The 15,811-nt window shown below is 32.7% G+C and carries 12 protein-coding genes and 1 other RNA gene; 4 read left to right on the top strand and 9 right to left on the bottom strand.

The window, feature by feature from the left end; translation table 11 throughout:
- Positions 1-31: 31 nt before the first annotated feature.
- The 4 genes from C1S72_RS11700 to C1S72_RS11685 form a co-directional block, all read right to left on the bottom strand.
- On the bottom strand, positions 32-2,560 hold the full coding sequence (locus tag C1S72_RS11700) for a PorP/SprF family type IX secretion system membrane protein (protein ID WP_104735916.1): 2,529 nt from the start codon (positions 2,558-2,560) through the stop codon (positions 32-34).
- 1 nt (position 2,561) lies between these two features.
- Complete coding sequence (locus C1S72_RS11695) at positions 2,562-4,019, bottom strand: T9SS type B sorting domain-containing protein (RefSeq protein WP_104735915.1); 1,458 nt, start codon at positions 4,017-4,019, stop codon at positions 2,562-2,564.
- 100 nt (positions 4,020-4,119) lie between these two features.
- Positions 4,120-5,415, bottom strand: a complete 1,296-nt coding sequence (locus C1S72_RS11690) for a hypothetical protein (RefSeq protein ID WP_104735914.1) — start codon at positions 5,413-5,415, stop codon at positions 4,120-4,122.
- Between the two features lie 336 nt (positions 5,416-5,751).
- Positions 5,752-6,201, bottom strand: a complete 450-nt coding sequence (locus C1S72_RS11685) for a hypothetical protein (protein ID WP_104735913.1) — start codon at positions 6,199-6,201, stop codon at positions 5,752-5,754.
- Between the two features lie 222 nt (positions 6,202-6,423).
- Here C1S72_RS11685 and ppk1 point away from each other — a divergent pair, with 222 nt between their 5' ends.
- The 3 genes from ppk1 (at position 6,424) to C1S72_RS11670 (ending at position 10,021) form a co-directional block, all read left to right on the top strand.
- Positions 6,424-8,484, top strand: coding sequence for a polyphosphate kinase 1 (ppk1, locus tag C1S72_RS11680; RefSeq protein WP_104735912.1), 2,061 nt, complete (start codon positions 6,424-6,426; stop codon positions 8,482-8,484).
- Positions 8,485-9,390 carry a Ppx/GppA phosphatase family protein gene (locus C1S72_RS11675; RefSeq protein ID WP_104735911.1) on the top strand — a complete coding sequence of 302 codons (906 nt, stop codon included), beginning with the start codon at positions 8,485-8,487 and terminating at the stop codon, positions 9,388-9,390.
- Between the two features lie 100 nt (positions 9,391-9,490).
- Entirely contained in the window at positions 9,491-10,021 is a 531-nt protein-coding gene (locus tag C1S72_RS11670; RefSeq protein WP_104735910.1) for a porin family protein, read from the top strand.
- A gap of 319 nt (positions 10,022-10,340) precedes the next feature.
- On the opposite strand, the gene C1S72_RS11665 is transcribed toward C1S72_RS11670, so the two are convergent.
- Genes C1S72_RS11665 through C1S72_RS11650 form a run of 4 tightly spaced genes read right to left on the bottom strand, consistent with a single transcriptional unit; the run spans position 10,341 to position 14,393 of the window.
- Complete coding sequence (locus C1S72_RS11665) at positions 10,341-11,453, bottom strand: T9SS type A sorting domain-containing protein (RefSeq protein WP_104735909.1); 1,113 nt, start codon at positions 11,451-11,453, stop codon at positions 10,341-10,343.
- A gap of 34 nt (positions 11,454-11,487) precedes the next feature.
- The gene (gene miaE, locus C1S72_RS11660) at positions 11,488-12,069 is read right to left on the bottom strand and encodes a tRNA-(ms[2]io[6]A)-hydroxylase (RefSeq protein ID WP_104735908.1); all 582 of its coding nucleotides are present in this window, start codon (positions 12,067-12,069) and stop codon (positions 11,488-11,490) included.
- Between the two features lie 4 nt (positions 12,070-12,073).
- Positions 12,074-12,637 carry a hypothetical protein gene (locus tag C1S72_RS11655; RefSeq protein WP_104735907.1) on the bottom strand — a complete coding sequence of 188 codons (564 nt, stop codon included), beginning with the start codon at positions 12,635-12,637 and terminating at the stop codon, positions 12,074-12,076.
- Between the two features lie 4 nt (positions 12,638-12,641).
- Positions 12,642-14,393, bottom strand: a complete 1,752-nt coding sequence (locus C1S72_RS11650) for a DNA polymerase III subunit gamma/tau (RefSeq protein WP_104735906.1) — start codon at positions 14,391-14,393, stop codon at positions 12,642-12,644.
- Between the two features lie 103 nt (positions 14,394-14,496).
- Between C1S72_RS11650 and rnpB the strand changes: the two genes are divergently transcribed.
- Positions 14,497-14,822: RNase P RNA component class A (rnpB, locus tag C1S72_RS11645), an RNA gene on the top strand.
- A 65-nt stretch (positions 14,823-14,887) separates the two neighbouring features.
- Here rnpB and C1S72_RS11640 read toward each other — a convergent pair.
- Positions 14,888-15,784, bottom strand: a complete 897-nt coding sequence (locus tag C1S72_RS11640) for an ester cyclase (protein ID WP_104735905.1) — start codon at positions 15,782-15,784, stop codon at positions 14,888-14,890.
- Between the last annotated feature and the right edge of the window lie 27 nt (positions 15,785-15,811).

The following is a 15,811-nucleotide window of genomic DNA, read 5'->3' as shown; positions in this document are numbered from 1 at the left end:
AATGTCTTTCGAAAAGCGAGTTGTTTATATTTTAATCTTCGATTTTTACAATCGACATTTTGTTGTTATATGCTTTTAATCCTTTAGTTTTTTGTGCTTGGTTGGCTTCGTTTATGTTATCAAATTTGTTTGCATAGATGTAATACTTACTCGTGTTTACATCGTAGAAGAAGTTGATATTGCTTTCTCCTGATGCTACAGCTTTTCTTAAGAACTCGTCCCTTTTGCTAACGTCGTTATGAACAGCTAAAATCATATAATAACCTTCATCAACATTTGCCACATTCTTCATTATTTCAATATTTCCACTGCGTTCTTCTCCAAAATCGAAATCATCTTTTGTCAGTGGTTCTGAACTTAATTCTGTATTCTCTTTGATAGCTTTTAAAGTTGCTCTGTCTTGAGAGTATCTATCTTCTTCATTCTTATAGGCGGCACGCTTAATTCTACGTTTTCTTTCATAATCGGTTGCTACCTTAATGTCAATTAACTGTGCTTCTAAATCAGTTTTTGTTTTTATTGCTGTGGCTTGTTCAGATTTTAATTTCTGAATGGTCTTTTTATAGAACAAACTCACTTCATCCATTTCAATAGTATCAATTTGTTGTCTTTGCTCATAAAGTTCTTCTAACTCTTTGATTTTTGAACTACGTGATTTTATGGCATTGTCTAAATCTGATTTGATAGCCTCTAATTTTGCATTTTCAGCAGAAATACTTTTAAAAGGTTTAGGTTCCATATAAATACCTTGTTCGCTTAAATCGTTTTCTTCTTTTAAGTCTTTAAGATCTTGATCTTTACTAGCAACCAGAGCCTTTAACTCATTTAAAAGATCAGCTTGCACTTCTTTAGAGTTTTCAGTTTCATTGGCTAAATCATTCATTGATTTTGCAAGTGCGTCAGTAGCTTCTGGAATGATATTTTCATTAGCTTGTTCTTGGGCTTCTTGTTGTGCTTTAGCTTCAGCAGCAATGCGTTCTTGTTCTTGAGCTTCTTGTTGTGCTTTAGCTTCAGCCGCAATACGTGCTTGTTCTTGGGCTTCTTGTTGTGCTTTAGTTTCAGCCGCAATACGTGCTTGTTCTTGGGCTTCTTGTTGTGCTTTAGCTTCAGCCGCAATACGTGCTTGTTCTTGGGCTTCTTGTTGTACTTTAGCTTCAGCCGCAATACGCGCTTGTTCTTGCGCTTCTTGTTGTGCTTTAGCTTCCGCAGCAATACGTGCTTGTTCTTGGGCTTCCTGTTGTGCTTTAGCTTCAGCGGCAATGCGTGCTTGTTCTTGGGCTTTTTGTTGCGCTTTAGCTTCAGCAGCAATACGTGCTTGTTCTTGGGCTTCTTGTTGTGCTTTAGCTTCGGCCGCAATACGTGCTTGCTCTTGGGCTTCTTGTTGTGCTTTAGCTTCCGCCGTAATACGTGCTTGTTCTTGTGCTTCTTGTTGTGCTTTAGCTTCCGCAGCAATACGTGCTTGTTCTTGAGCTTCTTGTTGAGCTTTAGCTTCAGCCGCAATACGTGCTTGTTCTTCAGCTTCAGCTTTAGCAATTGCAGATGCTTTTCTGTTAGCTTCAGCTTTGGTATTGGTTGGTTTTGCTGTATTTTTCTTCTTTTTATTTGTAGTGAATAAACCACTTACATCATCTTCACGACTGTAATCATAGCGCTCTTTGTTGGCAAACTTGTATGCTAAAGTTAGCTCATGAGCTGAACCAAAATTTGATAATGAACCCATGGCTTTTTCATAATTATATTCTATAGAAATTTGTTGGGTAATATTTAGACCAAAACCACCATGTAATCCATATAAACTACTGTACCCAACTTGTGCCCAAATACCCATTGGAATCGTTAGCATAGCTGTTCCAGTAATGTTTGTGTTTTCATCTCTAAATTCTACTCTAGCAAGCCCTGTAAACTTACTTTCATCAATAAAACTATTACTATACATGTAACCAGTGTACATTATATGGCCTTGAATACCTTGTTCAGGATTATCTTGAATTAATTCTGAAGTACTGAAGTTATATAGAATAGCATTGTTTATTGTGACACCAAAATCAACAAATGCAGTACCATAATTTATTCCTGGGCTTACGCTTAATAAAAAGTTAGATGGAATATTATCTAAAGATGGATCCGGATTATTGGTAACTACGTTTCCATTATTAATGCCGCTGCTATATGCGCCAACATTGATACCGAATGTTAAATTGCTGTCCCTATTTAACTGTGCATTATAAGCGAAGTTTACAATACCACCAAATGTTGTAAGTACACCATAGTTTTGTTGAAATAAGCCAACACCAATACCAATATTTTCTCTGAACCTTCCTGAGTAACTTGCCAAATAGGTAAGTGGTGCATTTTCAAATTGAATCCATTCTCTTTTATTGGTAATACTGATGTATTTGTTTTGCTGTCTTACAAAACTAAATGTAGGGTTAATGGCATATTGATTATAGGTTAAAGAATTCCGTATTGGTAAAGCAAGAGAAACCACACCATCCTCTTCTTGAGAATAGAAAAACTGCGTAGTGCAGAAAAATAATATGGTTATCACAATTGCTTTCATTTTACTTTATAATGGTTATAGAACCTTTTTTTGTTTCGTTGTCTTGTGTTGTTATGATGTAATAATAAACTTGGTTTATACTAGTTAGGTTTAATTGGTTTTCTGGCCAATTGTTTTGGTAATTGTTGGTTTTTAAAACAACCTTTCCTTGATTGGTCATTATCAAAACTTCAGTATTGGTTCCATTGACATATTTATTTGGAATTACCCATGTATCATTGACGCTGTCACCATTCGGACTGATAACATTTGGAATTTTTTCAACATCTGGAAATGGGTCAATTGGCTCATTAATTGTAAACATAAATTCTCTTGAACCTTCACAACCAGTACTTTCTGAAACAACTACCGTATAATCACCATATTCAGTGGCATCATACATGTCACTTGTAGCATCAGAAATCAAATTACTATTTAAGTACCATTGATATTGTGGGTTTATGGCAGTTGATGAAATAATAACAGTTAATGTTTCACCATTTTCAATAGTGTTTTCTTCATCAACATTTATTGTTGCTTCAAATAATTCACTTACTAAATCAATGGATCCAGAAGCGGAGCAACTGCCTAAATCGACTTGTACTGAGTACACTCCAGATTCATCAGTTTGATACATTTGTCCTGTTGCATTTGATATGGCATTACCATCCTTAAACCATTGGTAACTATTACCACTTATAGTGCTTAATGTTGTTAAACCTTGGTCTGGACAAAATGGATTTCCCAAGCTTGAACTAATTGTAACATCAGCTTGACCTGAATTCACTTCAGTAATGGTTACTCGGTTTGAGAAAGAATCAGAAGTACAAGTACCATAATTAGTTTCAGCAAAATAAGTGCCTTCTTCAGTAACATCTAATGTTTCTCCTTGCGATACAAAAACTGAAGTAGTTTGACTAGTTTCTTTAAACCAGTTAAAAGTAAGTGACGGGTAATTCAAGGGAGAATCATTATCACCTGTGCCTGGATTATCAATGGTTAGCAAGTAACTGCCACCAGAACAAAAAGCTCCAGTTGACACTAAATTGTTTATTGTAAAAGGACTATCTTGGATTTTGTAATAAGCAGCGAAAGCTGCTGATCTCGCACTTGTTGCAGCAGGCGCAGTACTTTTTATTCTTATTTTATATCCTTCACCAGCTGTTGTATTTGGTATTGAGAAACTTAAAGTAGCAGGCGAAGTTGTGACCGAACCAGCAGCAGATGTAAATAAGACTGTTGGGTCAGTGAAATCACCATTGGCATCAGACATTTCTATTATAAATTGGTTTGAGGCTTCTAAATTTGATTCCGGGGAAAATACAAAGGTTGTATTATAAGTATTGAAGGACTCACTAGCACATGCCTGACTAAACCCCAAGTTAGGTGTACCAATAACTATTTGCCCATTCGCACTATTAATTAGAGCAAACAAGCAAATAATAACATACAATTTTCTTGAGATAGTAAAGTTGTGCATTCAATAGTAGTTTAAGGTTTAATTAGGTGGATTTGGGTAAGCCAATTAATATTATAAAGAGGAGCACAATTGTAATTGTTACTCCTCTAATAGATTTGTTTTAATCATTAGAAGCAATAATTTTATTGATTCTTAATCTAAAATCTGGGCGTTTGGGGTTTTTTAGATCAATAAAGGTTTCTTTGTCATCACCTTTAGAATAGACATTCTGGAATATGCTGTTACCATACCAATTTTCCAAATCATCATTATTAGAATGACCTTTTGTAAAAATGTTTCCATTACAATTATTGAAATACATTTCTCTAAATTTTATGCGATCTAAACTTTTATTATTGATTTTAATTTCTTCGTCCAATATCACAGCTGGATTAAACCCTGAAATAACAGTTTTATTCAAAGAAACATAAGTTTCGGGTGCAATGTATAGCGCTTCTTTTACTAGACCAATTTCTATATCATTAGCTAAATTATTACTAACATTTACTAAAGTCATGTTTTCAGCTTGAACATCGGTTCTCTTTTTAGTTAAATCAACCTTATCAAGGTTATCATATGAAGCAACATACATACATTTTGAACCTTCAGAACCTGAAATATAAGGTGTTCTTATAGCAATAGAATTGGTTATTTTACATTGTGTACCAAAATTAAATTCATAGTCATTACGGCTACATCTATTAGAGATTGTTTTATCTAATTTTACTTCACCACCAATTACACTGAAAGAATTTCCATAAGAATAACTAACCATTACATTTTCAATAACTGTTTGGTGACCTACACCAGCTAGTGTTAAACCACTAAAATAGCCATATTCTTTAGTCCTTTTCCCTGCATATTCTATGCGAACATATTTTAAGATACCAGAATTACTGTCTGGGCAATCGCCACCATAGCTGACGTTTTTGTAAGATGATGGTTTTAGACCAAAATCGATGGCAGACTCGTTTCCAAACTTATTAGTAGGTGCATCCCCTAGAATAAAAATACCACCCCAATCCCCTTGTTTTTTTACACCTCTATTAGACGTGAAAATAATAGGATCAGTTTCTAGACCTTCGGCAATTATTTTTGAACCATTACTTATTGTTAAAGATCCATTGGTTTTAAAATCTCCAATGATTACCGTGCCTGGTTCTATAGTAAGGGTTGTGCTGTCTGTAACAAACACGCTACCTAATAATAAATAAGTGTTTTTCTTTAAAAGTTTAGTGTCTTCGGTTATATCACCACTAAGAATTTGGGTAGGCTCACCATAATCAACTTTATTCGGCTGAAACTCTGTCCATGATGACATCCAATTATTATAGCCAACTATGCCTTTCTCTTGTTGGGCGTTTATGCTTCCAAAAGCTAAAAGGAATAAGCATAAAATTTGAGTAAAATTTTTCATAGTAAAGTAGATTTTTTATCAATATTTATTTTTGGGTTTCTTTAGTGTCAAACATATGGAAAAACTCTTTTAAAGACAAAAAATATCGATGAAATACACTTTTTAATATTATTTGAAAGTAAAAACTTACAGAATAAACACTTTATTGAAGACTTTGCGATGTGTTTCAATCCGATGGTTGAAAATTCTTTAGTGAAACAAGGTATATAACCAGTAAGAATGATTGATAAAAACCTTTACTATTTGGTCATTCTTTATGGGATATATCTTCGTCCATAAAATAAAAAATCCTCTGATTCATTCAGAGGATTTTTTATTTTAAAATTCAGCTACTTATTAATATTCGTTAAACTCATTATAAGTATGTAATGATTTTAAAGTTTGTTCATAAAACAAAATAGCAGCTATTAAGTTGGTTTTATCAGAATAAGGAAGAATTTTTGTCTGGAACTCAATGGTATTGTCAAAATAGTCACTTGCAGCTTCTTTATTTTCTTCAAGTGCTTTTCTGTGTTCTTTTGTGTCTGGAATTCCTAAATCTTTTATGGTTACACCAGGTTTATTTGTAAAAGCAATATTTGGAAGAATTTTTACAATTACTTCTATACGCTCCGTATATAAATCTAAAAGTTCACCTTTATTCATTTGGTTCAATTCGTCTCTATCATGGTATTTTTTTATAGCCACTTTTTGACTGATAATACCTTGAGGTTTATCTTGGGAAAAGATATTGGTGCTTAACGTTAGAAAAAAAATAGCACAAAAAACAAGTAGTTTAGTTTTCATAATTAATATTATTTAAATTATTCCTTTGAGGCAAATCTATACAATTTATTAAAATATACAACTGATTTTTTAGTTTTTTACACAATAAAGTGTATAATTTTTACGACAAACAACACTATTTGTATTAAAAATACTACAAAAACGCTTTTTTTTCAAATTATCGATACTTATCCTTTAAGCTATTAAAAATGAAATATATTTGTAATATAAACTGAAAGCTTAATGACAAAAGAAGAACCGCAAAATAGATACATTAATCGCGAAGTAAGTTGGCTACAATTTAATGCCAGAGTTTTGCAAGAGGCAGATGATGAGACCGTTCCGTTAATTGAAAGGTTGAGGTTTCTGGGTATTTTTTCAAATAATTTAGACGAATTCTTTAAAGTCCGCTACGCAACTGTAAAGCGCATTGTTGAAGCTGGTAAGGGAGGGAAAAGCGAGTTAGGAGGTATAAAATCTAATGAATTGTTAGATATTATCACTCAAATAGTAATCAAGCAACAGAGTGATAGTTTAGAGATATTGAGCAAGATTCATAAAAAATTGGAGGCCGAAAATATCTTTATAATTAATGAAACACAAGTTAAACCTGACCAACATAATTTTATTAAAAATTATTTTATTCAAAAAGTTAGTCCTGCTTTAGTTACCATAATATTAAGTGATACGGTTGAATTACCCAATCTTAAGGATAGTGCTGCTTATTTGGCTGTAAAACTAGATTTGAAGGATGATAGCAATCAATATGCTCTAATTGAAATTTCAAAAAGTATGAACCGTTTTGTGGTGTTACCGGAATCTGAAGGTAATAGCTACATCATGATGCTTGATGATTTATTACGCTATTGTTTACATGATATTTTTAATATTTTCAATTATGAAAGTATTAGTGCGCATATGATCAAAATAACACGTGACGGTGAGTTGGATTTAGAGAGTGACTTAAGTAAAAGTTTTATTGAAAAAATTTCTGATAGTGTAAAACACAGACAAATAGGAGAGCCAGTCAGGTTTGTTTATGATAAAACCATTGACGAAAAAACACTGTCTTTTTTAATGGATAAAATGGGAATTGAGTCAACAGACAGTATTATACCAGGTGGTCGCTACCATAATCGTAGAGATTATATGGATTTTCCAAGTTTGGGCAGAAATGATTTGTTATACGATAAAATAGAACCTTTACCAGTAAAAGATTTAAGCCTTGAAACGAGTATTTTTCAAACCATCAAAAAGAAAGATTATTTAATACATACACCTTACCACACTTTTTCTTATGTGGTTAAGTTTTTAAGGGAAGCTGCCTTGGACCCTAAAGTCACAACAATAAAAATAACAATTTACAGATTGGCTCAAATTTCACATGTAGCAAGTTCTCTTATAAATGCTGCCAAAAACGGTAAAAGAGTTACGGTTTCTATAGAAATTCAAGCGAGATTTGACGAACAAGCAAACATAGACTATGCTGAACAAATGCAGCAGGAAGGTGTTAACCTTTTCTTTGGAGTTCAAGGATTAAAAGTTCACAGTAAGATGTGTGTAATTGAACGTGAAGAAGATGGTAAAAGTAGAAGATATGGATTTATAAGTACAGGTAATTTTAATGAATCTACTGCTAAAATATATACGGATTACACCCTTTTTACGGCAGATCAAAAAATACTAAAAGACATAAATAAAGTATTCAACTTTTTTGAAACCAATTACAGGATTTTTAGGTATAAGCATATTATTACATCACCTCATTACTCTGAAAAAGCATTTTATAAGCTTATTGATACAGAAATTATTAAAGTAAAATTAGGCAAACCAGCTGGTATTCGTTTAAAAATGAACAGTTTGTCCAGTTATAAAATGGTTGACAAACTTTATGAAGCGAGTCGAGCAGGCGTAAAGATAAAAATGGTAGTTCGTGGTATTTGCTGCTTGATTCCTGGGATTAAAGGGATGAGTGAGAATATTGAGGTTATAAGTATTGTTGATAAATTTCTGGAACATTCGCGTCTTTATATCTTTGGAGATGATAGCGATGCTAAGATTTATATATCTTCAGCTGATTGGATGACACGTAATATTGAAAATAGGGTAGAAGTAAGTTGTCCTATTTATAATGAAGATATCAAACAGGAATTAATTGATAATTTTAATATTTGTTGGAGTGCCAATGTAAAAGCACGTATTTTGAATGATACGCAAAACAATGAATATAAAAAGCGAAAAAAACCTATAGTTCGTGCGCAATTTGCTACCTACGAATATTATTTAAATAAATTAAGAGAGTAAATGCTTTCAATAAAAAAGTATGCAGCTATTGATATTGGTTCAAATGCCATTAGATTGTTGATAGCTAATATTATAGAAGAAAAAGGTAAGACGCCAAGATTTAAAAAAAGCTCATTGGTTCGAGTTCCAATCCGTTTAGGAGCTGATGTGTTTTTAAAAGGAAAGATATCTAAAGTCAATAAGGAACGTATGCTGGATACCATGGAAGCTTTTAAGTTACTCATGAAATCTCATAAGGTTGAGAAGTATAAGGCTTGTGCCACATCAGCTATGCGCGAAGCTTCTAATGGCGAAAAGCTTGCAAATGCCATTTTAGCTGCTACTGATATAAAAATTGATATTATTGGAGGTGAAGAAGAGGCATCTATCATTGCCGCAACAGATTTACATTCCTTTATAGACGACAACAAAACCTATCTATATGTGGATGTAGGTGGAGGAAGTACCGAGTTTACCGTGATTCATCTAGGTAAAACCATAACATCACGCTCGTTTAAGATAGGAACTGTTAGACTTCTAAATGATATCGTTAAAAAAGAAACTTGGAATGAGCTAGAGGTTTGGATAAAAGAACATACGGCTATTTATGAAAAGATAGATGTGATAGGATCTGGTGGGAATATTAATAAAATATTTAAAATTTCAGGGAAAGCATTAGGGAAACCATTGACTTATTTTTATCTAACCTCTTATTATAACATGCTTCAATCCTATTCATATGAAGAACGTATCACAGAATTAGATCTAAATCAGGATAGGGCAGATGTTATCATACCAGCAACTAGAATTTATTTATCTGCAATGAAATGGAGTGGAGCAAAAGACATTTATGTACCTAAAATTGGTCTAGCCGATGGAATTATTAAAAGCATTTACTATGATACGGTTTCAAGTAATACACAGTAAAAATCAGGCAGTTTGTCTTTTTAATATATGATATTTCACAAATTAAATTATATTAGCCACATCTAAATCAATATAAACGAACCTATTAAAATATGTAATTATGAAAAAAACAATACTATTATTGGCCTTTATAATTGTAGCTTCAATGTCTTATGCCCAAAACGCTAAATATGGTTTACGTGTTGGCTATAATATTTCAAATTTAGACTTCGAGCCAGACCCTACCTTTGATAATCAGCATAGGAATGGTTTTGCTATTGGTGTTTTTGGAGAATACGATTTATCAGCAGCCATAGCTTTGGCTCCTGAATTACAGTTTTCTGCTGAAGGTGCGAAAGACAGATCTTTACGAGTAGATTATATTCAAGCTCCGATTTTAGTTAAATTTAGAATTGGTAGCAAAATAGCATTAGGTGCGGGACCTCTAGTAGGTGTTAAGGTGCATGAGTTTGAAGATGGTTATAGAAACTTTGGTTTTTCCGGTGTTGGCGCTTTTGAATATATGGTGACTGATGAGATCTTTATTGATGCTAGATACCATTATGGTATTACAAATATTTTAGACGATAATCCAGCTGGATTAGAAGCAAAAAACACGAATATCCAAATTGGTATAGGTATAAAAATCTAACTAAATACCAACTTTATAATTAACTCCAATACATGATAATGTGTTGGAGTTTTTTTATTTATAAATGTTTTTTCTAACTAATATTTTCATGATACTTCGCTCTAACAAAAGCAACGCAAAATAGTCTGTCGTGAACCATTTTAAATTTTAACATTACATCAAGTTAGTAAAATCGGAAAGAATGTAAATAATTTTATGTAGTAAGCTTGAATTTAAATTACCACATAGCCAATCAAACATTTAAAATTACTACGTATTTCTAATAATCCAATAAAAACATCTCATTTAAACTAGCATAGGCTTTTTAAATAGTTGTGCTTTACTTTTTTATAAACTTAAAATAATGATTGCCTATTTGAAGTATGTATATTCCTTTTTCCAAAAAAGACACACCAATTTTTGATCCATTTACGGGTTTATTATCAATGATTTTTTTTGAATCAGTACTGAAAATAGAATAGTTTAAATGTGATGCTTTTAAATTTGAAACATGCAGGAAATCATCAGTCGGATTTGGAAATATGCTTATGTTCATTTTAGAACTCACATCGCCTACACTTAATAACTGTCTGCTAAAGCGTCCAATATAAGACAAAATGCCAGCATGTCCAGGGCCGAAATGAACTTGAGAAATTTCGAGAAGAGCTTCATTACCTGTACCAGTAATTTGATAATTTATAGTTGATGTTCCTTCAAACTGCAGATTAAAGAGATCATGTAATAGCATATCAATATTAAAAGTATCAGAACTGCAATCTGAAGGAGTCCAATCAAGTTCAAAAGGAGCGAAGGAACTCTCGTAAATAGGAGTTAAATAATTACTAGTATAGCTATTACAAACTCCATTAATGATTAGTGGGTTTTCTGTCACACCAGTATTATTTATGAACTCAATACTTACAATTTGGGGAATTTCATCAATAAACGATGATGGATTTAAGATTTCATACAAAAACCATTCACCAGCAAGAGGATTGTCTTCGATTATCAGTTCTTTACCGAATGTTAATATGTCACCATCTTCGTTGGTAATAGTAAGCGTTCTATTATTGTAACCCGGATTATCACTTACTAAATGATAGTTGAAAATTGCTGGATTATTATATTGAAGTACCGAGAAATAATCTTCTTCAAATTGATTTTCAGCTTCATAAGCACAATTATTGGTGTCAAAATAGTTAAGCTCGATGGTTATGCTCGTATCTACATTGGGTAATGTACCACCATAATCATTGCAGATAGCATGACCTACAAAGCTTATTTCATTATTGTTAGTATCTTCAATGAAATTAATTGTAAAATCATTTGAAAAAGTATTCGATTGGGTATCACCATCAATAGTAATAGAGTATAAAAACCATTCACCTATAATATCTTGAGCAGAAAGTTCTAAACTTAAAAGAAGAACGAAAACATATACTAATTGCTTCATGATTAATAGGTTGAATCTTGACTAAAGATACAAATTACCCATGAATGGTTTCTTTCTTACCTAAATCCTTTATGATTTCGGCTTCAAAATCAAGTAAATCTTGCCATTTTTTATCTACTTCTTCTCTATTACCATATTGCCTTGCAAAACCTAGAAACATGGTGTAATGATTAGCTTCACTTACCATAAGTTTTCTGTAGAATTCAGCCAATTCTTTATCTTGTAATTCTTCAGATAGTAATCTGAAGCGTTCACAGCTTCTTGCTTCAATTAATGCAGCGTACAGCAATCTATGTACTAATTGTGTCGTTCTGCTACCACCTTTGGGAAAGAAGGTTACTAATTGAATAACATAGTCGTCTTTGCGGTCACGACCCAAAGTCCAACCCTTGTCTAGAATTCTATCATGGACCATTTTAAAATGACTAATCTCTTCTTTAACCAAGGCTATCATTTCTTGTACAAGTTCTGTATATTCAGGAAAGCTTACAATAAGTGATATGGCAGTACTTGCTGCTTTTTGCTCACAATACGCATGATCAGTTAAAATATCTTCAATATTTTTTTCTACAATGTTTACCCATCTTGGGTCCGTGGGAAGTTTTAGGCCTAGCATATATTTAATTGGTTAGGACTGAAGTCATAAATTTAATGTCATTTTCCTGATATGGTAATATTTCTTGTATAATAGAATCTTTTGATGTAGGTGAATAATATTCAAAATAAATTCCAGGAATGTCTTTGTGATGCTTATTTTCTTTTGCAATCCAAAAATCTCTTAAATAATATTCATTTAAATTTACATTATCACTCAATTGTTCATTAATGTCATGGTCTTTACTAATAGTTAAAGAAAGTATAGTCCTATCATCTTTTATGACTTCAATATCTAAATTAAAATCTCTATAATTTACCGTTTCACCATTCAAATTTACGGTAATATGGTTTTTCATGTTAGCATACATTTTTACATGAATTTCGTAGCCATTGTCAAAAACGGTATCAGTCGTTTTTTCGGCGTAAGCTTCTGGAATGAATTTTACTTGCTTTTCAGAAAATGAATCTAATAGTTTGTTTTCCTGTAAAATTTCTTGTGCTGATTTATGTGTGCGCTCTTGTCCATCAGTACAAGCCAAAACAACTGCAGATAGTACAAGTATGAGAAAGCAAAAAATATTTTTCATATTATTAAATATCTAGGCCAAATGTTTTTCTTAATACAGAAATAGCTGGGTTTTTTTCTTTAAGTTTTTCAAACTTCTCTTGAGCTGTATAGGCATACTGCTTTTCCATAACCTCATTTATGGTTATAGCCAATGAAATATCAAAATTATTTAATTCTTTTCTTATATACGCCAATAAATCATATTGTTGCCTTTCAACTTCAACTTTATTTGTAGCATTTGGAAACTCAAGATTAATAGTTGTATCAGTAAGTTTTGGGGTATCAATTGACAAGATAGAGGCTAAATTAAACTGACCATTTTTTTCAAGTTGTTTAACGTAGGTGTTCCAAGTTGATATGAGTTGTTCTTCAGTAAAAGGATCTTTAGGTAGATTGGTCTCATCTACCACAACTTCCATTTGTTTTATTTGGTGTTCCTTTTTTGCGCGAATACTGCTTAATGAAAGACCTGATGTTGCTTTCTTTTTTACTTCCAAAGAAATCTTTGGTCGTTTTGGCTCCATAACAGCTGTTGGTGTATTGGTACTTTCGCTAATTAATTCTTCATCAGAATTTACCTCTTTGTTTTGTCCCTTTTGAATTTCTTGCGAGTTAGGTTTATCAATTTTCTTATGCCTATCAACTGCTATAGGTTTGATACCTTTATTTTGAAAATAACTAGCAGGAATTATGAAGTTTTTGCTATTTTTTTTTTCTCCATCAAAATTGATAGAGGCTAGTTGCATAAGACATAATTCAACAAGTAAGCGTTGATTTTTGCTGCTTTTATATTTTAAATCACAATCGTTTGCTAGTTCTATTCCTTTTAGTAGAAATTCTTTTGAAGCTAGTTTTGATTGTTTTAAATACTTCTCTTTGGTTTCATCACCAACTTCAAGAAGTACAACCGTTTCAGAGTTCTGACAGACTAGTAAATCCCTAAAATGAGAAGCTAAACCAGCTATATAATGATGACCATCAAATCCCTTTGACAGTATATTATTGAACTGAATAAGTAATTCAGGTATTTTATTTTCAATTATGTAGTTGGTACTTTTAAAATAAGTTTCGTAATCTAGTACGTTTAAATTTTCGGTTACTGCTTGACGTGAAAGGTTTTTTCCCGAGAAACTCACTACTCGATCAAATATTGATAACGCATCACGCATAGCGCCATCAGCTTTTTGCGCAATGATATGAAGAGCATCATCTTCAGCTTCTATTCCTTGTTCTTCAGCAATATATTTTAAGTACTCTTTGGCATCAGTAACTGTGATACGCTTAAAATCAAAAATTTGACAGCGCGATAATATTGTTGGAATTATTTTATGCTTTTCAGTTGTTGCCAAAATAAAGACACAGTGTTTTGGTGGTTCTTCTAACGTTTTTAAAAAGGCGTTAAAAGCAGACTGTGAGAGCATATGGACTTCATCAATGATATACACCTTGTATTTGCCTACTTGCGGTGGAATACGCACCTGATCAGTTAAATTCCTAATATCGTCAACAGAGTTATTAGAAGCGGCATCTAGTTCAAAAATATTGAAAGCAAAATCCTCATCTTCCCGTTCTTTACCATCACTGTTTATCATTTTTGCCAGTATTCTAGCGCATGTGGTTTTTCCAACTCCACGCGGTCCTGTAAACAATAAGGCTTGAGCTAAATGATTATTCTCAATAGCATTCAATAACGTATTGGTAATGGCTTGTTGACCAACAACATCTTTAAATGTTTGTGGTCTATATTTTCTAGCCGATACAACAAAATGTTCCATTGAGAATTGTTAGAATAACAAAAATATAAAATCCATTCTGATTTCTGAATTTTGAAGTCTGAAATTGAAAGTAGTTATTAACAATAAATGAATTACTTTTGCGGTAGTAAATCGCCTTATCGTCAAGACATTCATTGTCTTGGAGGAAAGTCCGAACACCATAGTGCAAACATAGTGGTTAACAGCCACCAGTCGTGAGGCTAGGAAAAGTGCAACAGAAAGAATGTACAGGTCATGCTGTAGTGAAACCAGGTAAACTCTATGTGGTGCAATGTCATGTAAACCAACGTTTGAGCGCTGCACGTGCGATAGTTGGAGGGTAGGCAGCTAGAGTGTATTGGTAACAATACATCCAGATAAATGATAAGGTACTGGCATCAAGTTATTGGTGTTGTGTAACAGAATTCGGCTTATAGATTTACTCAAGCATAAAAAACCCTCTTTTTTAAGAGGGTTTTTACATAATAACAAGTTGGTTGGTTAGTGCATTGCTATTATTTTTTTGGTGGCTTTAAGCCTAATTGGTTATACAATACAAGATTATCATAGTAAGCATCTTCTCTTGTAAATTTTCCATCGTCATTCATAGTCCAGACACTAAAACCGTGTGATTTCATTTTCTTACCAGTTGGTGCATTACCTATAAAATCTCCATTATGTGTTCCTGTGACTGTCCAATTTAAATATACTTTGTTTCCGCTCATTGCGGCATCATCAATTGCTACTTTAAAATCAGGAAAAGCAGTTACAAAAATATTCATGAAGCCTTCATATTCATTAATATTATTGACATCTACATTGCCATTAGAAGATCTTGTTAGATTTTCAACCGATACAGATTTTAGATTACTGATATCATGAGCATTCCAGCCTTCTACTACCTTATTGACAGCTTGCATTACCGGACTGTTTTTAAAATTGACACCCTGTAGGGCAAGAACAACTTCGGTAGGATCCCACATGCCGACTTCTCTAACTATTTTTCCGTCAATAAAGCGGTAGGTTAAATGAATTGGAATTATAACCTCTTTGCCCGTTTGTGCCAACGTGCCTTTCCAATCTAGCCAACAATTAACCCAAGTATGACCATCGTCTGTTTTAACCATTTCATAGTCTTGATCTTCACTCATAAAACCTCTGGAGGAATAGTTTTCGTCATTAGCTTTATGATAGGCTATGGTTTCAGATGGCGACATACTCTTATCTTTTGAATTGTAAAAGGTTTTTGAGCTATCAGCATACATACTGGTATCATACGTTTTATTATTGTAATTATTGATCAACTTTTTTACAGTTTCAATCTCAGAAGATTGTTGGGTGTACCGCTGATCTGAATCTTGGCATGCAGCAATCATAAAAAATGCAAATGCCATAATGATAAGTTTTTTCATATGTGAGAGTTTTAGTTTGTTTAATCT

This window comes from Hanstruepera ponticola, assembly GCF_002940745.1.
GTDB classification, from domain to species: Bacteria; Bacteroidota; Bacteroidia; order Flavobacteriales; family Flavobacteriaceae; genus Hanstruepera; species Hanstruepera ponticola.
The sequence above is the reverse complement of the archived record's forward strand: the minus strand, read 5'-3'. Positions and strand labels throughout refer to the sequence as shown.

What these genes read in the sequence shown, in the direction of transcription:
- C1S72_RS11700 (WP_104735916.1), bottom strand. Translation starts at nt 2,560, where the DNA reads ATGAAAGCAATTGTGATAACCATATTATTTTTCTGCACTACGCAGTTT.
- C1S72_RS11695 (WP_104735915.1), bottom strand. Translation starts at nt 4,019, where the DNA reads ATGCACAACTTTACTATCTCAAGAAAATTGTATGTTATTATTTGCTTG.
- C1S72_RS11690 (WP_104735914.1), bottom strand. Translation starts at nt 5,415, where the DNA reads ATGAAAAATTTTACTCAAATTTTATGCTTATTCCTTTTAGCTTTTGGA.
- C1S72_RS11685 (WP_104735913.1), bottom strand. Translation starts at nt 6,201, where the DNA reads ATGAAAACTAAACTACTTGTTTTTTGTGCTATTTTTTTTCTAACGTTA.
- ppk1 (WP_104735912.1), top strand. Translation starts at nt 6,424, where the DNA reads ATGACAAAAGAAGAACCGCAAAATAGATACATTAATCGCGAAGTAAGT.
- C1S72_RS11675 (WP_104735911.1), top strand. Translation starts at nt 8,485, where the DNA reads ATGCTTTCAATAAAAAAGTATGCAGCTATTGATATTGGTTCAAATGCC.
- C1S72_RS11670 (WP_104735910.1), top strand. Translation starts at nt 9,491, where the DNA reads ATGAAAAAAACAATACTATTATTGGCCTTTATAATTGTAGCTTCAATG.
- C1S72_RS11665 (WP_104735909.1), bottom strand. Translation starts at nt 11,453, where the DNA reads ATGAAGCAATTAGTATATGTTTTCGTTCTTCTTTTAAGTTTAGAACTT.
- miaE (WP_104735908.1), bottom strand. Translation starts at nt 12,069, where the DNA reads ATGCTAGGCCTAAAACTTCCCACGGACCCAAGATGGGTAAACATTGTA.
- C1S72_RS11655 (WP_104735907.1), bottom strand. Translation starts at nt 12,637, where the DNA reads ATGAAAAATATTTTTTGCTTTCTCATACTTGTACTATCTGCAGTTGTT.
- C1S72_RS11650 (WP_104735906.1), bottom strand. Translation starts at nt 14,393, where the DNA reads ATGGAACATTTTGTTGTATCGGCTAGAAAATATAGACCACAAACATTT.
- C1S72_RS11640 (WP_104735905.1), bottom strand. Translation starts at nt 15,784, where the DNA reads ATGAAAAAACTTATCATTATGGCATTTGCATTTTTTATGATTGCTGCA.